Source organism: Sphingobium scionense (assembly GCF_014197035.1).
GTDB classification, from domain to species: Bacteria; Pseudomonadota; Alphaproteobacteria; order Sphingomonadales; family Sphingomonadaceae; genus Sphingobium; species Sphingobium scionense.
In genome coordinates, this window is the sequence record NZ_JACIEU010000008.1 from 173,059 (window position 1) to 197,640 (window position 24,582).

At 63.9% G+C, this 24,582-nt stretch carries 23 protein-coding genes; 11 read left to right on the plus strand and 12 right to left on the minus strand.

Features of this window, described 5'->3' with window-relative positions; genetic code table 11:
- Window position 1: 1 nt before the first annotated feature.
- From dut to GGQ90_RS11395, 4 genes are read right to left on the minus strand one after another with little or no spacing between them, the layout of a single operon-like run.
- Window positions 2-457 carry a dUTP diphosphatase gene (gene dut / locus GGQ90_RS11380; RefSeq protein WP_188082274.1) on the minus strand — a complete coding sequence of 152 codons (456 nt, stop codon included), beginning with the start codon at window positions 455-457 and terminating at the stop codon, window positions 2-4.
- Window positions 432-1,676 carry a bifunctional phosphopantothenoylcysteine decarboxylase/phosphopantothenate--cysteine ligase CoaBC gene (coaBC, locus tag GGQ90_RS11385; protein WP_188082275.1) on the minus strand — a complete coding sequence of 415 codons (1,245 nt, stop codon included), beginning with the start codon at window positions 1,674-1,676 and terminating at the stop codon, window positions 432-434. Before coaBC ends, dut begins: the two co-directional genes overlap by 26 nt.
- 49 nt (window positions 1,677-1,725) lie before the next feature.
- Window positions 1,726-3,267: a 2-polyprenylphenol 6-hydroxylase gene (ubiB, locus tag GGQ90_RS11390; protein ID WP_188082276.1), complete on the minus strand. Its 1,542-nt coding sequence runs from the start codon at window positions 3,265-3,267 to the stop codon at window positions 1,726-1,728.
- 7 nt (window positions 3,268-3,274) lie between these two features.
- The gene (locus GGQ90_RS11395) at window positions 3,275-4,006 is read right to left on the minus strand and encodes a class I SAM-dependent methyltransferase (RefSeq protein WP_125997215.1); all 732 of its coding nucleotides are present in this window, start codon (window positions 4,004-4,006) and stop codon (window positions 3,275-3,277) included.
- Window positions 4,007-4,186: 180 nt separating this feature from the next.
- Between GGQ90_RS11395 and mutM the strand changes: the two genes are divergently transcribed.
- The 4 genes from mutM to GGQ90_RS11415 all read left to right on the plus strand — a co-directional run bounded on the left by mutM (window position 4,187) and on the right by GGQ90_RS11415 (window position 7,902).
- Entirely contained in the window at window positions 4,187-4,999 is an 813-nt protein-coding gene (gene mutM / locus GGQ90_RS11400; protein ID WP_188082277.1) for a bifunctional DNA-formamidopyrimidine glycosylase/DNA-(apurinic or apyrimidinic site) lyase, read from the plus strand.
- Window positions 5,000-5,116: 117 nt separating this feature from the next.
- The gene (gene rpsT / locus GGQ90_RS11405; protein WP_010335635.1) at window positions 5,117-5,380 is read left to right on the plus strand and encodes a 30S ribosomal protein S20; all 264 of its coding nucleotides are present in this window, start codon (window positions 5,117-5,119) and stop codon (window positions 5,378-5,380) included.
- A gap of 430 nt (window positions 5,381-5,810) precedes the next feature.
- Complete coding sequence (gene dnaA, locus GGQ90_RS11410; RefSeq protein WP_188082278.1) at window positions 5,811-7,229, plus strand: chromosomal replication initiator protein DnaA; 1,419 nt, start codon at window positions 5,811-5,813, stop codon at window positions 7,227-7,229.
- Window positions 7,230-7,296: 67 nt separating this feature from the next.
- Window positions 7,297-7,902 (plus strand): peptidylprolyl isomerase, encoded by a 606-nt coding sequence (locus GGQ90_RS11415; protein ID WP_188082279.1) that lies wholly within the window; start codon window positions 7,297-7,299, stop codon window positions 7,900-7,902.
- 10 nt (window positions 7,903-7,912) lie between these two features.
- Here GGQ90_RS11415 and GGQ90_RS11420 read toward each other — a convergent pair whose 3' ends face one another.
- From GGQ90_RS11420 to GGQ90_RS11435, 4 genes are all read right to left on the minus strand, one after another.
- The gene (locus GGQ90_RS11420) at window positions 7,913-9,607 is read right to left on the minus strand and encodes a putative bifunctional diguanylate cyclase/phosphodiesterase (RefSeq protein WP_188082280.1); all 1,695 of its coding nucleotides are present in this window, start codon (window positions 9,605-9,607) and stop codon (window positions 7,913-7,915) included.
- A gap of 103 nt (window positions 9,608-9,710) precedes the next feature.
- Complete coding sequence (locus GGQ90_RS11425; RefSeq protein ID WP_188082281.1) at window positions 9,711-10,244, minus strand: Smr/MutS family protein; 534 nt, start codon at window positions 10,242-10,244, stop codon at window positions 9,711-9,713.
- Window positions 10,245-10,253: 9 nt separating this feature from the next.
- Window positions 10,254-11,519 (minus strand): MltA domain-containing protein, encoded by a 1,266-nt coding sequence (gene mltA / locus GGQ90_RS11430; protein ID WP_188082282.1) that lies wholly within the window; start codon window positions 11,517-11,519, stop codon window positions 10,254-10,256.
- Window positions 11,516-12,172: a Tim44/TimA family putative adaptor protein gene (locus tag GGQ90_RS11435; protein WP_188082283.1), complete on the minus strand. Its 657-nt coding sequence runs from the start codon at window positions 12,170-12,172 to the stop codon at window positions 11,516-11,518. Before GGQ90_RS11435 ends, mltA begins: the two co-directional genes overlap by 4 nt.
- Window positions 12,173-12,392: 220 nt before the next feature.
- Between GGQ90_RS11435 and secB the strand changes: the two genes are divergently transcribed.
- From secB to GGQ90_RS11460, 5 genes are all read left to right on the plus strand, one after another.
- Window positions 12,393-12,896, plus strand: a complete 504-nt coding sequence (secB, locus tag GGQ90_RS11440; RefSeq protein ID WP_188082284.1) for a protein-export chaperone SecB — start codon at window positions 12,393-12,395, stop codon at window positions 12,894-12,896.
- A gap of 70 nt (window positions 12,897-12,966) precedes the next feature.
- The gene (gene murJ, locus GGQ90_RS11445; protein ID WP_188082285.1) at window positions 12,967-14,559 is read left to right on the plus strand and encodes a murein biosynthesis integral membrane protein MurJ; all 1,593 of its coding nucleotides are present in this window, start codon (window positions 12,967-12,969) and stop codon (window positions 14,557-14,559) included.
- A 6-nt stretch (window positions 14,560-14,565) separates the two neighbouring features.
- Window positions 14,566-15,612 carry a tryptophan--tRNA ligase gene (trpS, locus tag GGQ90_RS11450; RefSeq protein WP_188082286.1) on the plus strand — a complete coding sequence of 349 codons (1,047 nt, stop codon included), beginning with the start codon at window positions 14,566-14,568 and terminating at the stop codon, window positions 15,610-15,612.
- Between the two features lie 210 nt (window positions 15,613-15,822).
- Window positions 15,823-16,470: a DUF4136 domain-containing protein gene (locus GGQ90_RS11455; protein ID WP_188082287.1), complete on the plus strand. Its 648-nt coding sequence runs from the start codon at window positions 15,823-15,825 to the stop codon at window positions 16,468-16,470.
- Window positions 16,471-16,608: 138 nt separating this feature from the next.
- Entirely contained in the window at window positions 16,609-17,850 is a 1,242-nt protein-coding gene (locus GGQ90_RS11460) for a dicarboxylate/amino acid:cation symporter (protein WP_188082288.1), read from the plus strand.
- 343 nt (window positions 17,851-18,193) lie between these two features.
- Here the strand turns inward: GGQ90_RS11460 and dapE are convergent, their stop codons facing one another.
- Window positions 18,194-19,336 carry a succinyl-diaminopimelate desuccinylase gene (dapE, locus tag GGQ90_RS11465; protein WP_188082289.1) on the minus strand — a complete coding sequence of 381 codons (1,143 nt, stop codon included), beginning with the start codon at window positions 19,334-19,336 and terminating at the stop codon, window positions 18,194-18,196.
- A 53-nt stretch (window positions 19,337-19,389) separates the two neighbouring features.
- Between dapE and GGQ90_RS11470 the strand changes: the two genes are divergently transcribed.
- Together GGQ90_RS11470 and GGQ90_RS11475 are read left to right on the plus strand one after the other, a co-directional pair.
- Window positions 19,390-19,836, plus strand: a complete 447-nt coding sequence (locus tag GGQ90_RS11470; protein ID WP_188082290.1) for a cupin domain-containing protein — start codon at window positions 19,390-19,392, stop codon at window positions 19,834-19,836.
- The gene (locus tag GGQ90_RS11475; RefSeq protein ID WP_188082291.1) at window positions 19,833-20,876 is read left to right on the plus strand and encodes a S66 peptidase family protein; all 1,044 of its coding nucleotides are present in this window, start codon (window positions 19,833-19,835) and stop codon (window positions 20,874-20,876) included. The genes GGQ90_RS11470 and GGQ90_RS11475 overlap by 4 nt, the downstream gene beginning before the upstream one ends.
- A gap of 58 nt (window positions 20,877-20,934) precedes the next feature.
- Here the strand turns inward: GGQ90_RS11475 and GGQ90_RS11480 are convergent, their stop codons facing one another.
- The 3 genes from GGQ90_RS11480 to GGQ90_RS11490 form a co-directional block, all read right to left on the minus strand.
- Window positions 20,935-22,236 (minus strand): dipeptidase, encoded by a 1,302-nt coding sequence (locus GGQ90_RS11480; protein WP_188082338.1) that lies wholly within the window; start codon window positions 22,234-22,236, stop codon window positions 20,935-20,937.
- A gap of 189 nt (window positions 22,237-22,425) precedes the next feature.
- A complete protein-coding gene (locus tag GGQ90_RS11485) occupies window positions 22,426-23,811 on the minus strand; it encodes an HAD-IIIC family phosphatase (RefSeq protein WP_188082292.1) in 1,386 nt (461 codons plus the stop codon).
- Window positions 23,747-24,382 (minus strand): hypothetical protein, encoded by a 636-nt coding sequence (locus GGQ90_RS11490; RefSeq protein WP_188082293.1) that lies wholly within the window; start codon window positions 24,380-24,382, stop codon window positions 23,747-23,749. Before GGQ90_RS11490 ends, GGQ90_RS11485 begins: the two co-directional genes overlap by 65 nt.
- Between the last annotated feature and the right edge of the window lie 200 nt (window positions 24,383-24,582).

The following is a 24,582-nucleotide window of genomic DNA, read 5'->3' on the forward strand; positions in this document are numbered from 1 at the left end:
GTCACACTCCCGTAGAACCGAAGCCGCCCTGTCCCCGGGCAGTATCGTCGAGCATATCCACCTCGACGAAGCTGGCAAGCTGAACCGGCGCGACCACCAGTTGCGCGATGCGATCGCCCCGCTTGATCGGGAAGGGATCGGCGCCATGGTTGATCAGCAGTATCTTCAGTTCGCCGCGATAATCGGCATCGATCGTGCCGGGGGCGTTGGGCAGGGTGATGCCATGCTTGAGCGCCAGGCCGGAACGCGGCCGCACCTGAATTTCGTAGCCCTCGGGGATCGCCAGTGCGAAGCCGGTAGCGACCGGATGACGATCGCCGGGATTGAGGATGATCTCCTCGGCCGACACCACATCCATGCCAGCGGCATGCGCCGTGGCATAGGCGGGAACGGGCAGCCCGTCACCATTGGGCAGGCGCATGAGTTGGATATTAATCGGCGACAGCGGAGATGGCATTGGCAACCTTTTCAATGAGTTTTGTGGCGACATCGCTCTTGGCCATGGCGGCCCAGCTTTCGATGCCGGCGGATGTGACGATCTGGACGCTGTTGCTGTCGCCGCCCATGACGTCACCGGACACGTCATTGGCGACGATCCAGTCGGCGCCCTTGCGCACCAGCTTGGCCTGCGCATGTTCGGCGATATTTTGCGTTTCGGCCGCAAAGCCGATCAGCAGGCTGGGGCGGCGGGCATGATGGCCCAGTGTCGCCAATATGTCGGGATTTTCGACCAGGCTAAGCGGCGCGGGCTGGCCGGAGCCGTCCTTCTTCAGCTTCTGCTCGGCCGCGTCGGCGGTGCGCCAGTCGGCGACGGCGGCGACCATGATCGCGGCATCGGCGGGCAGCGCGCCCTCCACCGCCGCCAGCATCTCGCGCGCGGTCTCGACATCGATGCGGTCGACCCCCGCGGGCGTTGGAAGATGCACGGGGCCGGCCACCAGAGTCACCTTTGCCCCGGCGCGCGCAGCGGCGGCGGCGATGGCGAAGCCCTGCTTGCCCGAGGAGCGATTGGCGATGTAGCGCACCGGATCGATCGGCTCATGGGTCGGCCCGGCCGTCACCAATATATGCCGTCCGGCCAGCTGCTCATCCGCGCCCGCGAAATCCGGCTGACCCGCCAGCGGATCGGGCAGGACAGGGGCGGCCAGCAGGCGCCCAATCTCCGCCGCGATCGCTTCCGGCTCGGGCAGGCGGCCCTTGCCATATTCGCCGCAGGCCATCTCGCCATCGTCGGGCGTCATGATGTGGACGCCATCGGCATGGAGCTGCGCCAGGTTCCGCTGCGTCGCCTTGTGGTGCCACATGCGCACATTCATCGCCGGCACCGCCAGCACCGGCTTGTCGGTGGCGAGCAGGATGGTGGTGGCGAGGTCATCGGCGATGCCCGCCGCCATCTTGGCCAGGATGTTGGCGGTGGCGGGCGCGACGACGATCAGGTCCGCCTGGCGCGACAGCTGGATATGGCCGATCTCGCGCTCTTCCTTGAGGTCGAACATGTCGCCATAGACATGATCCTCGGTCAGCACGCCCAGGCTCAGCGGCGTGACGAACTGCTGGGCGCTTTCGGTGAGAACCGCGCGCACGGCGATGCCGCGCTTGCGCAACTGGCGCACCAGTTCCAGCGACTTATAGGCCGCAATGCCGCCGGAGACGATGAGAAGGACACGCTGGGTCATGGCCAACATTTGGTCGTGCGACCGGAACTTGTCCAGCCCGGTCGCCGACTTAGAAGAAGGTCGTGGCCGCGGCCATCGCCCCGGCGCCGATCGCCGCCGCCAGCAGCGCGACCAGCCCATAGCGCCAGCCACCGCCCACCTGGATCAGCTTCACGTCGCCCAGCGGTAGCGGTGGCGGGGCGCCGCCCTTTTCCGGGAAGGCATCCTCGATGCGGCGGACCAGTGCCGGCAGCCGCTGAATCAGGCGCCAATTCTCGATCAGCGCGTCGGCCGCCTTGGCCTCCGGCCCCAATTCGGTGCGCAGCCATTCCTTCACATAGGGGCCGCTCGTTTCCCACATGTTGATTTCGGGATCGAGCTGATGGGCGACGCCCTCGACCATCACCATCGTCTTCTGCAGCAGCAGCAGATGCGGCTGGGTCTGCATGTCGAAATCGCGGGTGATGGCGAACAGACCGTCCAGCATCCCGCCAACCGACAACTCGCTCGCCGGCTTGCCGCGCATCGGCTCGCCCACGGCGCGCAGCGCGGTGGCGAATTCCTCGACATTATGATGGCCGGGCACATATTGCGCCTCGAAATGAATCTCGGCGACGCGCTTGTAGTTGCCGGTGATCAGGCCATAGAGAATCTCGGCCAGCCACATGCGCGCGCGCCGATCGATCCGGCCCATGATGCCGAAATCGATCGCGACGATGTCGCCATTGCCCTTCACGAACAAATTGCCCTGATGCATGTCCGCGTGGAAGAAACCCTCGGCGATCGCCTGGCGCAGGAAAGCGTTGACGAGGCGGGCGGCGATGTCTTTGAGGTCATGGCCGGCGGCGATCAGCGCATCGCGATCGGAGATCTTGATGCCGTCGATCCATTCCATCGTCATGACCTTGCCGGTCGTGCGATCCCAGTCGATGGCGGGAATGCGATAGCCCGGCATCGCCTCCATCGCCTCGGCCAGTTCCGAAGCCGACGCCGCCTCGCGCCGCAGATCCAGCTCGCGCGCGGTCCAGCGCTTCATATTGGCGATCACCAGGCGCGGACGCAGGCGGGCCACTTCGCCACCCAGCATCTCGATATGGGCGGCGGCCCATTCATAGGTCTGGATGTCGCGGTTGAACTGGTCGATCACGCCGGGGCGGATCACCTTCACCGCGACCTCGCGTCCATCATTGGTAACGGCGCGATGCACCTGTGCGATCGATGCGGCGCCGACGGGCTGCTCGTCGAAACGGACATAGACCTGTTCCAGCGGCCGGCCGAAACTCTGCTCGATCTGCGCGCGGATCGTCTCGAACGGGACCGGGGGCAGGGCGTCCTGCAGGCGCAACAGATCGTTTGCCGCTTCCTCGCCCACCAGGTCGGGGCGGGTCGCCAGCGTCTGGCCCAGCTTGATCGCGGCGGGGCCGATCGACTGGAACGCATCGGCATAGCGTGGCTGCTTGGGAACGCGCGCGCCGAAGCGAGCCAGGCGTACCAGCCGGCGCACCGGCGTCGGCGTCAGCGGATCGCGTTCAATGCCAGTGAGGGCGCCATGGCGTGCGAGTGTCCGGCTCCATTTCAGGAGCCGCCAGATATGAGTCGCGTGGGTGGTCATGCGGGCGTCAGATCTTCCAGCCCGAATGGATCGCCACCAGTCCGCCCAGGATCGGCTCGACCTTGGTATTCACGAAGCCGGCATCGCGGATCATGCCCTCGAACTTGGGCATGGGCGGGAAGCGGCGGATCGATTCGATCAGATAGCGATAGCTGTCGGCATCATTGGCGAACAGCTTGCCCAGCTGTGGCACCAGCTTGTGCGAATAGCTGTCATAGACGTCGGAAAAGCCCGGCCAGGTGGTGGTCGAAAATTCCAGGCAGAAGAAGCGCCCGCCGAACTTCAGAACGCGGTGCGCTTCGCGCAGCGCCATGTCGATATGGGTGACGTTGCGGATGCCAAAGGCGATCGTATAGGCGTCGAACTCGCGATCGCCGAACGTCAGCGTCTCGGCATTCTGTTCCGACCAGATCAGGCCGTCATAGCCTTTCTTCTGCGCGCGCTCTACGCCCACCGCCAGCATCTCGGGATTGATGTCGGACACGGTGATGTGCGCGCCCAGCTTGTGCATGCGAAAGGCGATGTCGCCGGTGCCGCCGGCCATGTCCAATATCTGCTCGCCCGGCTGCGGCTTCACTCGCTTGACGAACTGATCCTTCCACAACCGATGCGCGCCGCCCGACATGGCGTCGTTCATCAGATCATATTTGGCGGCGACATTGGAGAATACGGCGCGGACCATGCCGGCCTTCTCGGCGGCATCGACGTCGCGATAGCCAAAGGATGCTGTTTCGCTCATGCGGTTCGCTCTAGAGCCTGATCGTGCCAGATGGAAGCGCTATGCGCGCTCACGCGATGCGGTGAATCGCGCCCTTGTGTGATTGTGCAGTGCCCGCGCCATTTCGACGCGAAGGCATGGGTTGGGAGTTGGGCGTAAACGCCCCTGTCGCTGCGCTCTCCGGCATCCTACATAGGAGCCATGCCAGAGCTTCCCGAAGTCGAAACCACCGTTTCCGGCCTGCGATCCGTCCTGCAGGGGGCGACCCTCACACGGGTCGAGCCACGCCGTGCCGATCTGCGCTTCCCGATTCCAGTAGACCTGCGTCAGCGTATGACCGGCGCCACTGTAACGGGGCTGTCGCGCCGGGCCAAATATGGCCTCATCGAAACCGATCGCGGCGACATGATGATCTTCCATCTCGGCATGTCGGGGCGATGGCGAATCGATCCGGCGGAAATCGGGGCGCATGATCATCTGTTGCTGGAGACGGGCAGCGGTCATCTTCTCTCGCTCAACGACCCGCGCCGTTTCGGTTCGCTGGATCTGGTGCGCAGTGATGCCTGGCAGGGCTATGCTCCCTTCACCCGCATGGGGCCGGAACCCTTGGGGCCGGATTTCGACGCGGCCTATCTGGCGCAGGCGCTGGATGGCAAGGCAACATCGATCAAGGCGGCGCTGCTCGACCAGCGCATCGTCGCGGGGCTGGGCAATATCTATGTATGCGAAGCGCTGAACATGGCGGGCATCGCCCCGACTCGAGCGGCGGGGCGCATATCGAAGCCCCGACTCACTTTACTGGTAGAAGCGATTCGTATGGTTCTGTCCGCCGCCATCGTCGCCGGCGGCTCCACCCTGCGCGATTATGCGCGGCCGGATGGCGAATTGGGCTATTTCTCCAACCAATGGCGAGTCTATGGGCGCGAAGGGCAGATTTGTCCCTGTGGCGGCACCGTGCAACGCCGAGTCGATGGGGGGCGATCGACCTTCTATTGCCCCAAATGCCAGAAATAGCGGGGGCCTCGCTGGTTGACGACACTCCGGAACAGCTGTAAGGGGCGCACCTTCACGAGGCTGGTTGGCGAATCCGACGGGCCTCTTCCCGAGATTTGATGAGAACCGAGGAATAGAATGGCCAATACGCCGCAAGCCAAGAAGCGCATCCGTCGCAATGAGCGTCGCGCCGCGATCAATGGCGCCCGCATCAGCCGGATCCGCACCCTGGTGAAGAAGGTGGAAGCCGCCATCCTCGCCGGTGACAAGGATGCTGCTGCTACCGCGCTTCAGACTGTCCAGCCCGAACTGGCCCGCGGCGTTGCCCGTGGCGTTCTGCACAAGAACACGGCCGCTCGTAAGTTCGGTCGCCTGACCAAGGCTGTCGGCGCGATCGCCTAAGCCTTACGTTAAGCTACCCGCTTATCTGAAAAGCCCGCTCCGGATCGCCGGAGCGGGCTTTTTCTGCTGGAGTCACGGATCGGTCATTTTGGCGACCCGCCAATTTCCCACGATTCGAGCGCTCCTGGCAAAATTTCTGTCTCATAATATACTGAAAAACAGTCATAATTTGTGAATCTGCGGTTTTCCGCCGGATTCCCGAGTCAACGTCTTTATTTCAGTTTTTTGAAGCGGCGCGCCCTTGATCCGGTGAAGCGCCCCTGTCTATTTTGATCCTCCGGCCGCTGATCGAATCACTTCCTGGCGGTCGTCATAATGTCAGTTGATGTATCAGACTCGGAAAGGCGGGGGCGCTTTTTCGAACCATCTTGTTGCGTCCGATAGTCGTGCCCATGGGGCATTTTTGTTGGTTTTTTGGGGGCAGCATTCAATGAAGGATAATGCGGCGGTGCTTGGAATTCAGGACGGAGAGGCAGTGGCAGATATGGCCCGCCTGGAATCCGCCTGGACGACCATTCGCACCGGTCTGCGCCGCGACATCGGCGCGCGCATGTTCGACCAATGGTTGAAGCCTGCGCGCCTGGGGGACTATTGCCCCGATTCGCAGACGCTGGATCTCCATTTTGCGTCGGATTTCAGCGCGAATTTCGTTTCCGGCCAGTTTGGCGATCGCCTGCGCATGGCCTGGCGCTGCTCGGGTGCCGGCGTGCGCGAAGTGCGTCTGCGGCGCGCGCCCGACTCGTCGGGGCCGCGTCTGCTGGAGGTGAAGCGCGACGTGGCTGCTGCCGTGACGGCGCCGGCGATCGTTGCCGCTGCGCCGACCGTCGCCTGCAATTTCCAGCCGCGCCACGCCTTCGACCAGTTCGTGCCCGGCGAAACCAACCAGCTTGCCTATTCGGCCGCGCTGGCGATGGCGGGCGAGGCTGAACCGCGCTTCACGCCGCTCTTCATCCATGGCGGCACCGGCCAGGGCAAGACGCACCTGCTGCACTCGATTGCGCGGGCTTTCTCGGCCCATTCGCCCAGTGCGCCGGTGCTCTATATGTCGGCCGAACGCTTCATGGTCGAATTCGTCAACGCGATGCGCGCGAATGAGACGATGGCGTTCAAGGCGCGCCTGCGCGCCGCACGCCTGCTGCTGATCGACGACATTCAGTTCATCGCCGGCAAGGGCTCGACCCAGGAAGAATTTCTCCACACGATCAACGACCTGATTGACACCGGTGCCCGGATCGTCGTGACCGCTGACCGGGCGCCGCAGATGCTGGACGGCATTGATCCGCGCATCCTGTCGCGTCTGGCGGGCGGCCTGGTGGCCGATATCCGTCCGGCCGGTCTCGACCTGCGCCTTGCCATATTGGAGGGGCGCCGCGCCCATGCCGGCGATCCGCCGGTGCCCGACGCAGTGATCGACTTCCTGGCCCGTTCGATCCGCTCGAACGTGCGCGAACTGGAAGGCGCGTTCAACAAGCTGGTTGCCTATGGCCAACTGACCGGTCGTTCGATCGATCTGGAATTTGCCCAGACCATGCTTGCCGATGCGGTGCGCGCCAATGTGCGTCGCCTGACCATCGACGAGATCCAGAAGGCCTGTGCCGCGCATTTCAAGATCGATCTGTCGGAAATGAAGTCGAAGCGCCGTGCGCGCGCGGTCGCCCGTCCGCGTCAGGTGGCGATGTACATCTCGAAGAAGATGACGCCGCGTTCGCTGCCGGAAATCGGCCGCACCTTTGGCGGACGCGATCATAGCACGGTGATTCACGCGGTGCGCACGATCGAGAAGCTGCGCGAAAGCCATCCCGACATGGACGCCGACGTCCGCGCCCTGATGCGCCAGTTGGAAGGCTGATAACGGCCTCACCATGGGCTGATACTATGGGCTGACAGGGCAGGGTGGTTGGACTAGGCTTGATGCCATGATCCGCACCCTGGCCTTGTTCCTCCTCGCCGCGCTGGCCTCCGGCCCGCTGTTGGCCCAGTCTCCAACGTCCTTTGCCTCAAGCGATGTGCGGGTGGCGCTCGATACCAGTGCCGGGCGTATCGTTGTGGCGCTTCATCCCGACAAGGCGCCGGTCACGGCCGGCAATTTCCTGCGCTATGTCGATCAGAAGCGGTTCGACGGCACCGTCTTCTACCGCGCCGTCGGCGGCCCGGACTACGGCTTCATCCAGGGCGGGACGCAGAATGACCCCAAGCGCGTCCTGCCGCCGATCAAGCATGAGCCGACCAGCCAGACGGGCTTCACCCATGATGATGGGGCGCTGTCCATGGCCCGTTATGCGCCGGGCAGCGCGACCGGCGATTTCTTCATCGTGCTCGGCAAGATGCCGGCGATGGATGCCCATCCCGAATCAACCGGTGACAATCAGGGCTTTGCCGTCTTCGCGCATGTAGTCGAGGGGCTGGATATCGTGAAGGCCATCCAGGCCGGTCCCAAATCACCCACCGCCGGCAATGGCGTGATGAAGGGGCAGATGCTGGAGCCCGTGGTGAAGATCCTGTCGGCCCGTCGCCTGCCCTGAACCGTCCGGCTTAGAGGCTGCGTCGTTCCGTCGGTTCGACGGTGGGCGCGGCTGCATATCGATCCAGATATTGGGCCTCGCCCATCGGCCGGGCGAGGTGATAGCCCTGGAACAGGGTGCAGCCGATGACGCGCAGCATGTCCATCTGCGCCTGTGTCTCGACCCCTTCGATCACCACTTCCATGCCCAGCCCCTGGATCAGGCCGACGACCGCGCTGCAGATCGTCCGCGCCTCCGCGGAGGTGGCGATGTCGCGCACCAGGCTGCGGTCGATCTTCACCCGGTCGACCGGCAGCTCGCGCAGCCGGGCCAAATTGGAATAGCCGGTGCCGAAATCGTCTATCGCGATTCGCACGCCTTCCTGCCGCAGCGCGCGGATCTGGCCCAGCACGCGTTCGTCCATGTCCATCGCCAGCGATTCGGTGATCTCCAGCTCCAGCATGGGCGGCGGCGTCTGGTGCGTGGCCATCGCATGGCGCAGGCGCAGGAAGAAATCGGCCTGCGCGAGTTCGCGGGTCGAGATGTTGATCGCGATTCGCTGATGCACGCCCGATCGCGCCCAGCGCGCAGCGGTCTCGCATACCCGGCTCATGACCCAGTCGCCCAGCGCGACGATCATGCCGCTTTCCTCGGCAACGGGCACGAACGCGCCGGGCATGATGAGCGCGCGTTCGGGATGGACCCAGCGCACGAGCGCCTCAGCCGTGACCGCCTGCGCCACGCCGCCATGGCTCATTTCGATCTGCGGCTGGAATTCCAGCAGAAATTCGTCACGCTCCAGCCCTAGCAGCAGGTCGCGTTCCAGTTCGGCGCGATCCGCCGCCTCTAGCGCCAGTTCGGCGGTGAACATCTCGGCGCGGCCCCGCCCCTCATGCTTGGCATGATACATGGCGATGTCAGCCGATCGCAGCAGCGCGGACAGGCTGTCGCCATGGTCGGGATAGCAGGCGATACCGATCGACGCGCCCAGGTCGACATGCTGGCTACCCAGTTCAAATCGCTCTCCCAGCGCGAACTGGATGGCGCGGGCGATGCGTGAAGCCGCATCGCGGCTCGGCAGGACAGGGAAGAACATGGTGAACTCGTCGCCGGCCAAGCGGCCGATCACGGCGTCGCCCAGACCAGCGCTGACCTGCGCCATCACCACTTCGCGCAGCCGGCCCGCCACGCGCGCGAGCAACTGGTCGCCGGCCGCATGACCCAGCGTGTCGTTGACCGCCTTGAATCCGTCCAGATCTATGAAGAACAAAGCTGCCGGTCCCGCGCCACAGCGTTCGGCGAGCAAGCGTTCGACCTGACGGCAAAAGCTGGTGCGGTTGGCAAGGCCGGTCACTTGGTCGAACAGCGCCAGTGTCTGGACATGGTCCAGATTGGTGCGGACCTGGCTGAACAGGCTCTCCATCGCCACCGACAGGTCGGGCAGTTCCAGACCGATTTCGGCCGGGACATGCGAATGAAGATCGCCATGGGCGGCGGCCAGTAGCCGCTCCGTCGCGGTGTCGATGGCGCTCGCGGTGGCGGCGATGGTGCGCTGGGCTGAAGCCCAGCTCATCGTGCCGCACAATATAGCGATGATGAGGGATCGGCCGACATCGACCAGATCGTCACCTGCGCCATGGCCCAATAGCAGTGACAGGATGAAGACCAGCGCACCGGCCGCACAGGCGAAGGCAGCAGCGCGGCTTTTCACTGTCACGCCCTGCATGTGCCTCCCTGCCCTGCTCAAAGCCCCCGATAATCGGTGCTGCTGGATCAGATGGATATGAAGGACGGTGGTTAAGAAAAGGTCAGTGGCTGCGCAAAATACGTCATTTTTTGCGGCGCAGGATCAGGTAGATGGCGCCATCGCCGCCATGGCGGGGATGGGCGATGCGCACGCTGGCGATGCGATCGGCATAGGGGCTGGTCTCCAGCCAATGGCCGATCTCGCCGCGGATCGCGCCGCGCCGGCTCGAATCCCCGTGGCTGCTGGCTTTTGGCGGCTTGCCGGTCACGACCAGCAGGACCCGCACATCACGGGCCAGGGCCGTTGCCAGCGCCTGGTTAAGCCTGACGTGGGCGCCAGCCAGATTATGGCCGTGCAGGTCGATCGACATATCGGGGGCGATGTTGCCGCTACGGATCCGCTTCTCCCAACCATTGTCGAGTACGGCAGCGGGCGTCCGCGCCGGGGTAATCGGCACCGCCTTTGGGGGCTGGGGCGTTAACCGTGTTTCCGGGATCGGGACTGGCGCGGCAGCGGGCAGGGACGGGCGCATCAGTCCCGGTCGAAGCGGCCGGACCGAGCGCGTCAATGCGCCCCAGAGCGCCTGCTCTTCAGAAGATAGGGTCCGGCGTCGCATGGCGTGCGATCACGGGCGCGCCAGCCGCGCGGCGGACCCGATCGGCAGCAATATCAATGCACTGCCACGGGCGGACATGCCGCCGGCAATGCCCCGCGCGCGGGCGCCTGCACCCCAGAAACTGTCGAACCGGTTAGCGCCCTTGATCGCTCCGCCCGTGTCCTGGGCAATCCAGATGCCATTGGGCTCGGCCCGGTCGAGCGACAAAAGGACAGGGGCGCCAAGCGGAATATATTTGGGATCGGCCGCCACCGTCGCCTCGGCCGTTACCGGCACGCCCAGCGCGCCGATCGGCCCTGCGCCAGTCAGTTCGCGGAAGAAGACGAAGCTCTTATTCTCGTTCATGATCGCGGCGCCCTCGGCTGGGTGGGCGCGCAGATATTGCATGATGTCCTGCATCGACCCGGCCTGGATCAGACCGCGATCCTTCATCAGCTTGCCGATGCCGGTATAGTCGCGCCCATTCTGCCCGTCATAGCCGATGCGCATCACGGCGCCGTCGGGCAGGGTGAGGCGGCCGCTGCCCTGGACCTGCAGGAAGAAGAACTCGACCGGGTCGGCCGCCCAGGCCAGTTCCAGTCCGCGCCCGGCAAGCGATCCCTCGACGATCTGCGATCGCTCGTCGAACGGCACGAAATTGCTGCCTTGCACCTTGCCGCGGATGGTGCGGCCCTTCAGGCTGTCGCTGAACAGGCCGAGGTTGACGTCGATCAGTTCGGCCGGGCGGCGGTAGATCGGCACCTGATAGCCGGGCTGGCGGGTGCGCGATCCGGCGATTTCCGGTTCATAATAGCCGGTGACGAAGGCGGCGCCGTCGCTCACCTGCACCGCCTCGAAATAGCGGGAGAAAAACTCGGCGGCGGTAGCTTCGGGCCAGCTCGACGCCGCGCTGCATGCGCTGTTCCAATCCGATCCACGCGTCAGGCCGCTCTGGTCGGTGCGTTTCATCAGCGTCGGACAGGAAATGCGGAAGGCCTGCAAAGCGGCGCGCGCGCGCTCGCCGGACGGGATCAGGCTGGCGATGTCGGGGCCGGGCGTGACGCCCAGGCCAGCGGCATTGGCCTGGTCCGTGGGCAGGTCGCTGGGTGACACGGTCGGCAATTTCGGCGGCAGGGTGGGGCGGGGCGTGGCCGGAACCGGCCGGGTCGCCCCATCGCTGCCACTGTTCGGCCGGCTTGGCGCAGGGCCGCTGGCCGATGGCGGAATGACGCCGCCCGCGCAAGCGGACAGCATCAGCGCCGCAAGCAGCGCGCCCCCCGAATGACGCAGACTCACGCCGCCTCGTCGGTTTCGCTGAGCTTCCAATTGGGGTCTGCACTCCGCAGGTCGCGGGTGAAGGTCCAGATATCGTTGGTGCCCACGGCATCGGTCAGCGAGCCGGCGACGACATTGCCATCCTTGTCGCGGGTGACGGCGGCGATATCTGCCTCGAACCGCAGCGAGACTTCGGCGATACGGCCGTTGACGCTGGCATCCACGATCTGCGCCTTCTCGATCCGCACCAGGCGGTTGTCGAGCACATGGCCCTCGGCTTCACGCGCTGCGATGGCTTCCTCGAAGGATGCCAGCACATCGGCATCGCACAGCCAGGCCAGTTCATCGCGATCGCCGCGCCAGAAAGCTTCCAGTACCATCTTGTAGGCGCTCTTGGCGCCTTCCACGAATTGGGGCACGTCAAAGCTGCGATCGGCGCTGATCAGCGCGCGCACGCCCGCTTCGCCCGCCGGGGTAATCAGCCCTTCGGCCAGGCGAACCGAATCGCCCGTCATTTCGGGCATCTGTCGCGGCTGCATCACGCCAATTTTGGCGCGTTCCTCGGCCGGACGCGGGGCAGGCTCCTGCTCATGCCCGGTCCGCTTTCCAAGAACGGAATAGAGCCGCAGTGCCAGAAAGCCGGCAATCATGGCGAGGATGACGATCACGTACACGGAGGCAAATACCCTTTGTTCGGGATGATGTTCCATCAACATAGGCATGTTTGCACGATACTTCAAATATCGGCTTGCCGCCCCGGGCCGGCGATCGGCGCATCATGCTCCATATCGGGCGCCATTGCCCTGATCTTTCGCCACTGCTAAGCGCGCGGATCGATATCGGGGGCTGTTCCGGCCCTTTGAGCAACGAACGATCAGCAAGGATTTGAGGACAATGGCCGACGAAGCCGACACCATCCAGACCAATGTGACCGGCAATGGCGCCGACACCGCGCCGCAGATCGCGCTGATCAGCCAATATGTGAAGGATCTGTCGTTCGAAAACCCGAACGCCCCCGGGGTCTATCAGTGGCAGGATCAGCCTCAGATCGACGTCCAGTTCAACATCGGTGCCGACCGCGTCGGTGATGAAGTGCTGGAAATCGCGCTGAAGATCGAGGTCAAGGCCGTGGCGCCACAGGGCACCGCCTTTGCCGCCGAACTGGTCTATGCGGCGCTGTTCGGCATGCGCAACGTGCCCGAGGATCAGATCCAGCCCTTCATGCTGGCCGAAGCGCCGCGCCTGGTCTTCCCCTTCGCCCGCCGCGTGCTGGCCGACGCGATCCGCGACGGTGGCTTCCCGCCGCTGCTGCTCGATCCGATCGATTTCGGCGCGCTCTATCTGCAGCAGGCGGAACAGATGCAGGTGACGACAGGCGAGCCGGCCGGTCACGCCTGAACCCTGCAATGACCTCTATGTCCGTTCGGGCTGAGCCTGTCGAAGCCCGAACGGCATGGAGGGCAGGCGCATGAAACTGATCAAGGCCCTTGGCTCGGTCGGCGGATTGACGCTCGCCAGCCGGGTGCTGGCGCTGGTGCGCGATTCGCTCGCCGCCCGCTATGTCGGCGCCGGTTTCGCATCGGACGCCTTCAACGGCGTCGCTTTCCGCCTGCCCAACATGTTCCGTGCCCTCTTTGCCGAGGGCGCCTTCTCCGCCGCCTTCATCCCGCTCTTCAACAGGAAGGCGGCCGGACCGGGGGGCATGGCCGAGGGCTATCATTTCGCCGAGCGCGCCCTCGCCGTGCTGCTGCCGGTCCTCATCCTCTTCACGATCGTCCTGCTGGCGGCGGCCTGGCCGATCACCTGGGCGCTGTCCGGCGGCTTTTCCCGCCAGAATCCGACGCCGGACCAGTTTGCCTTCGCCGTCACCCTGTCGCGCATCACCATTCCCTATCTGGCGCTGATCAGCCTCGCCTCGCTGCTGGGCGGCATCTTGAACTCGCTCGACAAATTCTGGGTGAATGCCGCCGCGCCGATCCTGCTCAATGTCGCGATGATCGCGGGCCTGTGGTTCTTCCACGGCGCCGACGAATATGAAACAGCGCGGGTGCAGGCCATGTCGGTCACGGTCGGCGGCGCGCTGCAACTGCTCTGGCTGATCTGGGCCTGCAAGCGGGCGGGCGTCTCGATGAAGCTCAAGCGCCCTCGCCTCGACGCCGATGTGCGCGAGCTGCTGCGCCTGATCGTGCCGGCCGCCGCCGGCGCCGGCGCCTCGCAGATCAACCTGCTGATCTCGACTGCGCTCTCGGGGTGGCTGCTCGCCTCGGGCTCGATCACCTATATCTATTATGCCGACCGGCTGAATCAGCTTCCCCTGGGCCTGATCGGCATAGGTCTGGGCACCATCCTCCTCCCCACCATCTCGCGCATGCTCTCTAAGGGCGAGGATCAGGCGGCGATGGAGACGCAGAACCGGGGCATCGAACTGGCCCTGTTCCTGACCCTGCCTGCAACCGTCGCCTTCATTACCGTGGCCGAACCGATCGTGCGCGGCCTGTTCCAATATGGCCGCTTCAGCGCGGAGGACGCGATGCGCTGCGGCTGGGCGCTGTCCGCCTTCTCGATCGGCCTGCCCAGCTATGTGCTCGTGAAGGTGCTGACGCCGGGCTATTATGCGCGCGGCGATACCAGGACGCCGGTACGCTATGCGATGCTGTCGATCGCCATCAACATCGTCGGTAATCTCGCGATGATCCCGACCCTGGGCCATATCGGCCCGCCGCTCGCGACCGCGCTCTCTTCGACCGTCAATGTCGCGATGCTCTATCGCACCTTGGTCGCGCGCGGCCATTTCACCGCCGACCCGCAACTGCGCCGCCGTATCCCACGTCTTGCCGTGGCGGCCATCGTCATGGGGCTGGCGCTCTGGGCGGGCGAGGGCGTGCTCGACCCGATGCTCTCGGGGCCGATGGTCGGCCGCTATATCGGCTTGGCCCTGCTTGTCGGCGCGGGCGTCGCGCTGTACGGGCTGGCATGCTTCGTCACCGGCGCCTATCGGCTGTCCGACCTCAAGGCGCTGCTGCGCCGGCGAGGCACCACTACCAACCAACAGAATGGATAGAGAGTAATGCGCGTCCTTTCCGGCATCCAGCCCACCGGCAATCTGCACCTTGGCAACTACCTTGGCGCGATCCGCAACTGGGTGAAGATGCAGGACGAGATGCCCGCCATGGCCGCGCAAGCGGGTATGGCAAACAACGGCAAAAACGCGGATTCGCAATGCTTCTTCTTCCTCGCCGACATGCACTCGATCACCGTGCATGAAGGGCGCGAGCAGCGCATCCGCAACGTGCGCGACATGGCCGCCGCGCTGGTCGCATCGGGCATCGATCCGGACCGCTCGGTTCTCTTCAACCAGGCGCGCGTGCCGGCCCATGCCGAGCTTGCCTGGCTGCTGAACGGCACCGCACGTATCGGCTGGCTCAACCGCATGACCCAGTTCAAGGATAAGGCGGGCAAGGATCGCGAGGGCGCCTCGGTCGGCCTGTTCGTCTACCCGGTGCTGCAGGCGGCCGACATCCTGCTCTATCAGGCGACCCATGTCCCCGTGGGAGAGGACCAGAAGCAGCATCTGGAGCTGTCGCGTGACATCGCCACCAAGTTCAATACCGATTTCGGCGCCGATATCTTCACCCTGCCGGCACCGATCATCCCCAAGGAATCTGCGCGCATCATGTCTTTGCGCGATGGCACGGCGAAGATGTCCAAATCGGACCCGTCGGACCTGAGCCGCATCAACCTCACCGACGAGGACGATGCGATCATGACCAAGGTGAAGAAGGCGAAGACCGATCCGGAACCGCTGCCCGAAACGGCTGAGGGCCTGGCCGGTCGTCCGGAGGCGAACAACCTCGTCGGCATCTACGCGACCCTGTCGAACAGCACGCCGGATACGGTCTGTGCCGAGTTCGCGGGCAAGGGCTTTGGAGCGTTCAAGCCGGCGCTGGGCGAATTGCTGGTCGAAACGCTGCGGCCGATGCGCCAGCGCTTTCTGGAACTGCGCACCGACGATGCCGCGCTCGACGCAATCCTCGACAAGGGCGCGGCCAAGGCCACGGCGGCGGCCGAACCGACCTTGCGCGCGGCCTATGACGCCATGGGCCTGATGCGCTGACTGATGCCACAATGTCACAGGAAGCGGGCAAAGAGCCGGCTTCCTGTGGCCGGCATACGGAATGGGCCTGGCCGCTCCGTCCCTTGAATGACCGGACATGGCATGCGTCCAATCGACGGGTTGGTGCGTTCAAGCGATGTTCAGTTGCGTTTTGCTATCGCCGGGCGCAAGAAGAGTAACAGGCATCTGCCTGATTCAGGACGTGAAAACATGAAAGCTTTCCGTAAGATCGGTCTTTTTGCAGCGCCCGTGCTGGCGCTGGTTGGGCTGTCCGGCTGCGCCACGTCGTTCAAGGCGGACGTCGCCCGTTTCCAGCAGCTTCCCGCGCCTGCGGGGCAGAGCTACACGATCGTTGCCGACGATCCCAAGCTCGCCGGTGGGCTCGAATTTTCCCATTATGCACAGATGGTCGGTCAGCGTCTGGCCCAGACCGGCTATGTCGCTGCCAACGATCCGGCCAAGGCTGACCTGATCGTGCGTGTCGCCTATGATGTCGACAATGGCCGTGAGCGCGTGCGTTCGACCGGCGGCTTCGGTCCGAGCCCCTATTTCGGCGGTGGGTGGGGCTATGGCCGCTGGGGACGCCCCTGGGGCTATGGCTTCTATGATCCCTGGTTGTTCGGCGGTGCCGGCTTCAACGATGTGTCGAGCTACACCGTCTATACCAGCGACCTCAGCATGAAGATCGACCGCGCGGCCGACAATCTGCGCCTGTTCGAGGGCAAGGCCAGCGCCCAGTCGCTGTCCAATAAGCTGACCTATCTGGTGCCCAACCTGATCGACGCTATGTTCACCAATTTCCCCGGCCAGAATGGCGAGGATGTGAAGATCACCCTGCCGCCCGAAAAGAAGGGCTGAGCAGCAGAGATACGGTCGGCTCCCAGCCAGACCATTTTGGCCCGGCGGTCCGTCAGATCGCCGGGCTTTCTTTTTGCCTGCAAGCTTTTAGGTTGGCCGGCAGGGAAGTGATGCCGTCACGCATCAGGGGGAATGGGCATGTCGTTGACGGTCAGAATATTGATTGCGCTGGTCGTGGGACTTGCGTGCGGTATCGCCCTGTCGGAATGTGGTGGCGCACTGGATGCGACGGTGGTCGATATCGCCCAGCCGATCGGCAAGGCCTGGCTGAACGGGCTTCAGATGCCCTTGATCCCGATGATCTTCGCGTTGCTGGTGACAGGCATCGCCTCGGCAGCGACCACGGCGAGGAGCAGCGGCACCGCGACTCGGACGCTGATCCTCTTTGCGCTGCTGCTCACGGCCTCTGCGGCTGTCGCGGCGCTGCTGGGGCCGTTGCTGCTGCAACTTTGGCCCGTGCCGGCTGGCGCAGTGGGGGCGCTCACCGGGGCTAGTGCGGCAAGCGAGGTGCCCGGCGTCCGTCCGTCCGCCGAATGGCTGCTGGGCTTCATTCCTGCCAACCCGATCCGCAGCGCGGCCGAGGGGCAGGTGGTTGCCGTCGTCCTCTTCGCCCTCGTCTTCGGTTTTGCCGTGACACGCGTGGCGGAGGAGCGGCGCACCGCGCTGACGGGCTTTCTTGCCGCGCTGGTCGATACCCTGCTCATCGTCGTCGGCTGGGTGCTCTGGCTGGCCCCGATCGGCGTCTTCGCGCTGGCACTGGTCGCCGGCAGTCGCTCCGGCCTCGCCACCGCCGGGGCGCTGCTCCATTATATCGGCTTCATAGTCCTGATCTGTCTGGCCGTAACGGCGCTGGTCTATCCGCTGGTGATCCTGCTGGGGCGGATCGCGCCCCGTCGCTTCGCCCGTGCGGCCTTGCCGGCGCAGCTCATCGCCTTCTCGACGCAAAGCTCGATCGCCTCGTTGCCGGCGATGATCGCGGCGAGCGACGGCCCGCTGGCGGTGCGCGAAAGCACCCGCTCCATCGTCCTGCCGCTCGCCATTTCGCTGTTCCGCATCACCAGCCCACCGGCTAATCTCGGCGTCGCCCTCTATGTGGCGGCAATGAACGGGGTGGCGCTGGGGCCGGTGCAGATCATCCTGGGCGTGGCGGTCGCCGCGATCGTCAGCCTGGCGGCGGTCGGCCTGCCCAGCCAGATCACCTTCTTCACCACCACTGGTCCCATCTGTCTCGCCATGGGCGTCCCGGTGGAGGCACTGCCGCTGCTGCTGGCCGTGGAAACAGTGCCCGACATTTTCCGCACCGTCGGCAATGTCACCGCCGACATGGGCGTCACCCGCATCATCGACCGCCTGGGCGGTGGTAATGAAGCAAAGGATTGATGGCAGGAAGCGACCATAAGCGGACGGTTCCCCCTCCCGCAGGCGGGAGCGGAATGGCAGGAAACCACCCCATCATGACATCGGGCGGCCTGTCCTACTGCGGGCTTTTATGATCTATCCTGTCGGATGCAGAGGCTAACGCTCCCCGATCCGGCATGGGCCGATGCGCTATCGGCGCATGGCTGTCGCTTCACTGTCGTTTCAATGGCGCGTCAGGGTGATCCTGATATCGCGTCGGTGTCGCACAACTGTCGCGTTACACGCGCGTGCCAGTGACTTTTTCGGCGCAAATGGCCCAAAACAGCCTCACGACACTATGAACTTCGCACTGTCGCGTCGCATTTCACCCGCGCAGCGCCCGTTCCGTGATCAGCGTATAGATGCGGGTCAGGTCGTGCAGGTCGGCGACCGCGACCGCTTCGTCCAGCTTGTGCATCGTCGCATTGTTGAGGCCGAATTCGGCGACCGGGCAGATGCGCGAGAGGAAGCGCGCGTCCGACGTGCCGCCTGTTGTCGACAATTCGGTCTCCAGGCCGGTCACGTCGCGGATCGCATCGCCGATCAGCGTCGACAGCGTCCCCGGCTGGGTCAGGAATGGCTCGCCGCTGATCTTGGCCTCTACGCTGCCGCCCTCGCTTGCCGCGATCGCGCTGATCCGCTCGATCAGCGACGCACCGCTATGCTGGTCATTGAAGCGGATCGAGATGCGCGCAGTGGCTGCGGCCGGGATGACATTATGGGCCGGATTGCCGACTTCCAGATCGGTGATCTCGATATTGCTGGGCTGGAACCAGTCGGTGCCCGCGTCCAGGACTTCCGCGTCGACCCTGGCGAGGATGCGGACCAGCGCCGGGATCGGATTGTCGGCCAGGTGCGGATAGGCGACATGGCCCTGCGTGCCCGCCACCTTGATCCACATGTTGACCGAGCCGCGCCGGCCGATCTTCACCACGTCGCCCAGTCGGGCCGAAGATGTCGGTTCGCCGACCAGGCACATGTCGGGGTGCAGGCCATGCGCGACCATCCGGTCCATCAGCGCCAGCGTGCCATAGGTGGCCGGCCCTTCCTCGTCGCCGGTGATGATCAGGCTGATCGTGCCGGGCAGGGCGTCGGGCAATTCGTGCAGCGCCGCGACGAAGGCGGCGATCGCGCCCTTCATGTCGACCGCACCACGGCCATAGAGCAGGTCGCCGCGCACCACCGGGGTGAAGGGATCGCTGGCCCAGCCATGGCCGGGCGGGACGACATCGAGATGGCCGGCAAAGGCGAAATGTGGGCCGGCGCCCGTGGTGCGCCAGGCGAGCAGATTTTCGACCGGGCCATCCGGTGCCTCGCCGCTGACGAAACGGTCTACGGTGAAACCCAGCGGGACCAGCATCGCTTCCAGCTCGGCGAAGACATCGCCGACGGCCGGGGTGACGGAGGGGCAGGCGAGCAGGCGCTCGGCCAGGGCCAGAGCGTCATGATTGGTGCTGGTCTTGGTCATGGCGCTGCGTTAGCGAAAGCCGCCTTTCTTGGCCAGCGCAGAGGAGAGGGGCCATGCCGAAGATCGATCTTGCTTCCATTCCGCAAAGCAATGCCACCGGCTATCCGGGCGACCATGCGCGGGCGGTGGCCGGCCGTCATTATCGCCGGCTTGGGCTGGCGACGGGCCTGGGCGACTTCGGTGTCAGCCATGTCGTGCTGAAACCCGGCGCGGCCTCCTCGCAACGCCACTGGCATGAGGGCGAGGACGAATTTGTCGTCATGCTGTCGGGCGAGGCGGTGCTGGTCGAGGAGGGCGGGCGCACGCCGATGGCACCGGGCGATATGGCGGCCTTCCCCAAGGGCGTGGCGGACGGCCATCATCTGCTCAACGAAAGCGATACGGAATGCATCTTTCTTGCCTTTGGCCGTCCGTCTGTCAGTGATTGCCATTATCCCGACATCGATCTGCACCTGTCCGGTGGGGTCTATCGCCACAAGGATGGGAGCGTTTTTACATGATGGATCGTCGTGGGTTGCTGGCCGGGATTAGTGGCGCTGTGGTCGCGGCGGGCGTTCCTTCGGCTTCGGCAGCGGCACCGGCGCCGGCCGGGCTGATCCGGCCGCCGCGCCTGCGTGAAGGGGATGTGGTCGGCCTGGTCGAGCCGGCGGGCTTTACCGATGACGCCTTCGACCTGGACCTGGTCAAGGACACGGTCCGGGCGATGGGGCTGAAGCCAAAGGCCGCGCCGCATCTGGTCGAGCGCTATGGCTATCTGGCGGGCAAGGATGCCGACCGCGCCGCCGACGTCAATGCCATGTATGCCGACCCGGAGGTGAAGGCGGTGTTCGCGGTGCGCGGCGGCTGGGGCTGCGCGCGCATGCTGCCCTATCTCGACTTCAAGACGATCCGCGCCAATCCCAAGCTGTTGACCGGCTTTTCCGACATCACGGCGCTGCACCTGGCCTTTGCGGCCCGTGCCGGCTTCACCACCATCCATGGCCCCAATGCCGCCAGCGGCTGGGGCAAGCTCAGCTGGGACAGCTTCCGCGCGGTGGCGTTCGACGGGGCGACGCCGACCTATGTCAATCCGGTGGGGACGGAGGACCGGCTGGTGCCGCGCAGCGGGCGCATCCGCACCTTTGGCGGCGGCAAGGCGAGCGGGCGGTTGCTGGGTGGCAATCTCACCGTGCTGACGGCGCTGATGGGTACGCCCTGGCTGCCGGATTTCACCGGCGCGATCCTGTTCGTGGAAGAAACCAACGAGGCGGAATATCGCATCGACCGGATGCTGACCCAATTGTCGCTGGCGGGCATATTGCCAAAGCTCGCCGGCTTCGTCTTCGGCCAATGCACCAGTTGCACGGCCACTGGCGTGTCCTATGGCGGCTTTACCCTGTCGGAAGTGCTGCAGCAGCATCTGGCGCCACTCGGCATCCCCGCTTTCCAGGGCGCGCTGTTCGGCCATATCGCCAACCAGTTCAGCCTGCCGGTCGGCGCCCGCGCCGAAATCGACGCGGACGCGGGCACGATCCGATTGCTGGAGCCGGCCGTCAGTTAGAGCCTGATCGTTTGAGGTGGAAGCGCTCCGCGCTTCCAGCGATGGCGTGAATCAGGCTCTATTCTTTTGCCGCCGGCTTGGCACCGTCCAGCGATGCGACGGTTCCATTGCCGATCGGCTCCGCCTTCATGCCATCGGCTACCTTTTCCGCGACGGCCATGACGCGCAGCACATTCTCGCCGGCCAGCTTGGCGATATCGGCATCGCTCCAGCCGCGGCGCATCAGTTCGGCCAGCAGCGCGGGATAGGTGGCGACGCTGCCCAGCCCCTGGGGCAGCGATCCCACGCCGTCGAAATCGCTGCCGATGCCGACATGGTCGACGCCGGCGACCTTGGCGATATGGTCGATATGGTCGGCGACCATCGACAGGGTGACGACCGGTTCGGGATTGGCCTTTTCCCATTCCGCCAGCGCCTTCTTCGCGCCTTCGGGATCGCCGATATAGAGGCCGCCAAAGGGCGGGGCGTTATAGCGGGACATTTCCGCGCTGCGCGCCGCGCTCCAGACCCGGCGGGCCTCCGACACATATTGCGGCGCGAAATTGACCATGACGACGCCGCCATTGGCCGCGACCTGCTTCAATATGATGTCGGACACATTGCGCGGCGTGTCGCATAGCGCGCGTGCGCTGGAATGGGAGAAGATGACCGGCGCCTTGCTGATCTTGAGTGCGTCCAGCATCACGCCTTCGCTGACATGGGCGAGGTCGACCAGCATGCCCAGGCGGTTGAGTTCATGCACTACCGCCCCGCCGAATGGGGTGAGGCCGTCATGCTGGGGATCGTCGGTGGCGCTGTCGGCCCAGGCGATGGTCCGGCTGTGGGTCAGTGTCAGATAGCCGGCGCCAAGGTCGTGATAGGCGCGCAGCACGGCCAGGCTGCCGTCGATCTGGCCGCCGCCCTCGACCCCGATCATCGACGCGATCCGCCCGGCCTTGTGCGCGGCGCGGACCTGAGCAGCGGTGGTGGCGAGGGTGAAGTCCTGCGGATAGCGGCGGGCGAGGCTGTGGACCAGTTCGATCTGCTCGACCGTGTCCTTCACCTGCTGCAGTTCGGGCAGGTCGGCGGAGACCCAGACGGACCAGAATTGGCCGCCCATCTGCCCGGCGCGCAGGCGAGCGATGTCGGTATGATATTGGCTGGGATCGAGCCGATCGAGCGGCATGGTCCAGCGGGCGTTGCCGGCCTTGCCGGCCATCGCTTCGGGCCAGTCATTATGGCCGTCGATCAGCGGGGTGGCCTTCAGCACCTTGGCGATTCGTGCCGCATAGGGGTCGGATGCGGGCGCGGCCGAAGCGGCGAAAGGGAGGGCGGTGGCGGCGAGGAGTAGCGGCAGGGCCGCGAGGCGCAGGGATGTCATGGCGCGGGAGACTAGGGCGACGACGAGACGAGTCAATCGGATCATCGGCGAGTCATTGACGGCGTCAAAAACCCTTTTCTTCCTGGCGCTTCTCTACCCGTTCCCAAGGGGCTGGTCCAAATGTCGCCGAGCGCCTTCCCCTTCGTCGGAGGAAAGGGGAAGGCGCTCCTGCTTGAAATCAATTCATGCTTAGTTGGCGCGACCCGTCAGGCGAGACAGCAGACCCTTGGGGCGGTCTTCAAGCAGGGCATCACCTTGCGTGCCAAGGCCTTTCGGCGGGAGATCCTGGGCATCTTCCGTCGCGTGTCCGACCTCATTCGCGCTGGCCTGCGGTTCGGCTTCGCCATCCCAATAGATGGTGAGATGCTGCCCGGGCGTGCCGAGGGCTTCATTACCCAGCATGTAATGGCCATTGCCTTCGTTGGTGAAACCCGCCTTGTCATAGACGTCACGCGACACGATGTTGGCGTCGGTTTCGATGATCGAGGCGGTAATCGGCCCGGCTGTTCCCCATGCCCGCAGTCTTTCGACCAGCACCTTCAGCGCACTGGTTTCGATTTCCAGTCCGAGCACCCGACAACTCATGACAAACTGGACGATTTGGTTGCCGCGTATCAGGATGACACCTACCAGGCCGTAGGACGTATATTTATCCTGCACTTCGAAGGCTATAATCGTGCCCCCGTCATTGAAGTGATTATTCACATCTGCCGGTGTCCAGCGAACGCCGTTGGTGTTGAATTGGTTGGTTTTGTTGAGAAGTTCGAAAACCCGCGAGAATTTCTCATGGCTGGGGCTTTCGATGAGGAGCATCTTCAGGCGGCAGTTCAGATTCTGCAGGAACTGCTCGCGAGACATGGACTGGCGTTCATTTTCCCGCACCTTCTGGCGTCGGATCATCGCATCGCGCATCGCGGATTCGCTGGTCACGATCCGGGTCTGCGTTTCGGCCGATTGCAGCAGGATGTTGCGTGTCAGCAGAGGGTTTTTCCCCATGACGCGAATGCCGGGATAGGCTGTAAGCACCGCTTCTCGCTCCACCGGATTGTCATCGACGAACACGACATTGCGGGGGGTCAAGCTGACATCAGATAGAATACGGCCAACCGCTTCGGCCTTGGGACCCCAGCTGATTTCAGCGCAGACGAAATCGTCGAGCGAAATCCATTCGCTGGGAATTGCGCGATTCCAGCGCGCTTTCACCAGTTCCGGGCTATTCTTGGAACAGATCGCCACGAGGATGCCGCGCGCCTTCAGATGATGGATCGCTTCATGCACGCCCATCGGCCACCCAATCGTCAGCGGGTGCTGCCCGTCGTCGCCATAATGTTCGCCAATAATGCCGCGCCACAGCGTGTCATCCAAATCGAATATGACAAGTTTGATGCTGTCGATCTGATTGATGACGCGGTAATTATATTCGATGGCACGCCAGATGGCATCGAAGAACTGGTTCAGGTGATTGGGTGAAATTGTTTCGATTGGCGGAACGGTTTCAATTCGGCCGCCTTCAAAAATGTGCCAGTCGTCGAAGAAAAATCCGCCATGGGTAAAAAAATGTGTAGGTGTCGTCAAAGAAATATCGTTTCCCCATGGACGATGCGATCATCTCTGCATCAACGACATAGGCATTGCTATATTCGCTGACGATCTCGTTGATCATCTCATTCAGGGATTGGGTGATAGCGCGCAGGTCGAAATTGCTGCCACGCGCGGCAAGTCCCGCAACTACTGGTGTCTGGGGCACGATAAAATTCTGGACGAAGGTCAGGAGGCTATGCTCCCGATTATATTTCAGTGCGCTTTCAAGCATCAATCTCAGGGCATTACGCCCATTTTCGATGATGTCCTTGTTCGTTTCCGGGTTCGAGAACTTGGAAAAGTCGACAACGATGTCGCCGATGATGTGGCGCAACGGAACCTGGACGAACTGAAAATCATATTCGGATATTGGCCGAGGTGGTGAATTCGGCATGTCGGCTACATTGTTGAAAATCACATAATCGATGTTCGTGTCGGGCTTATTCTCACGGAATTTCTTGACGTAAGATTCCGTCATGCACGATCCGATGAACAAGGCGTTTTTTATATCGACAGGATTTACTTCTAAATCATCCGGAAATAGAAATTTGCCGATCTCAATCATTTTAGAAATACCTCGAATTGTGCGATATATTCTATATATCTATTTGGATGATTTAATATGGAACGCTTTCGGAGATTATCGGTGCGAATGCTGAAAAGCAAGCGCGCTCGTCCGGGCTTTTCACCCGTTCCCCGACGAACCGGGGCGCGCGGCGGCATGACCGGTGCTGGCGAAAGCGGGCGGTGTGAACGGATTGGCGG

Coding starts and splice junctions, on each gene's coding strand:
- rpsT (WP_010335635.1), top strand. CDS start 5,117: ATGGCCAATACGCCGCAAGCCAAGAAGCGCATCCGTCGCAATGAGCGT.
- GGQ90_RS11490 (WP_188082293.1), bottom strand. CDS start 24,382: ATGATTGAGATCGGCAAATTTCTATTTCCGGATGATTTAGAAGTAAAT.
- GGQ90_RS11480 (WP_188082338.1), bottom strand. CDS start 22,236: ATGACATCCCTGCGCCTCGCGGCCCTGCCGCTACTCCTCGCCGCCACC.
- GGQ90_RS11455 (WP_188082287.1), top strand. CDS start 15,823: ATGAAAGCTTTCCGTAAGATCGGTCTTTTTGCAGCGCCCGTGCTGGCG.
- GGQ90_RS11425 (WP_188082281.1), bottom strand. CDS start 10,244: ATGCGACGCCGGACCCTATCTTCTGAAGAGCAGGCGCTCTGGGGCGCA.
- dapE (WP_188082289.1), bottom strand. CDS start 19,336: ATGACCAAGACCAGCACCAATCATGACGCTCTGGCCCTGGCCGAGCGC.
- dnaA (WP_188082278.1), top strand. CDS start 5,811: ATGAAGGATAATGCGGCGGTGCTTGGAATTCAGGACGGAGAGGCAGTG.
- ubiB (WP_188082276.1), bottom strand. CDS start 3,267: ATGACCACCCACGCGACTCATATCTGGCGGCTCCTGAAATGGAGCCGG.
- GGQ90_RS11470 (WP_188082290.1), top strand. CDS start 19,390: ATGCCGAAGATCGATCTTGCTTCCATTCCGCAAAGCAATGCCACCGGC.
- mutM (WP_188082277.1), top strand. CDS start 4,187: ATGCCAGAGCTTCCCGAAGTCGAAACCACCGTTTCCGGCCTGCGATCC.
- GGQ90_RS11475 (WP_188082291.1), top strand. CDS start 19,833: ATGATGGATCGTCGTGGGTTGCTGGCCGGGATTAGTGGCGCTGTGGTC.
- GGQ90_RS11420 (WP_188082280.1), bottom strand. CDS start 9,607: ATGCAGGGCGTGACAGTGAAAAGCCGCGCTGCTGCCTTCGCCTGTGCG.
- GGQ90_RS11415 (WP_188082279.1), top strand. CDS start 7,297: ATGATCCGCACCCTGGCCTTGTTCCTCCTCGCCGCGCTGGCCTCCGGC.
- dut (WP_188082274.1), bottom strand. CDS start 457: ATGCCATCTCCGCTGTCGCCGATTAATATCCAACTCATGCGCCTGCCC.
- murJ (WP_188082285.1), top strand. CDS start 12,967: ATGAAACTGATCAAGGCCCTTGGCTCGGTCGGCGGATTGACGCTCGCC.
- GGQ90_RS11395 (WP_125997215.1), bottom strand. CDS start 4,006: ATGAGCGAAACAGCATCCTTTGGCTATCGCGACGTCGATGCCGCCGAG.
- trpS (WP_188082286.1), top strand. CDS start 14,566: ATGCGCGTCCTTTCCGGCATCCAGCCCACCGGCAATCTGCACCTTGGC.
- coaBC (WP_188082275.1), bottom strand. CDS start 1,676: ATGACCCAGCGTGTCCTTCTCATCGTCTCCGGCGGCATTGCGGCCTAT.
- GGQ90_RS11460 (WP_188082288.1), top strand. CDS start 16,609: ATGTCGTTGACGGTCAGAATATTGATTGCGCTGGTCGTGGGACTTGCG.
- secB (WP_188082284.1), top strand. CDS start 12,393: ATGGCCGACGAAGCCGACACCATCCAGACCAATGTGACCGGCAATGGC.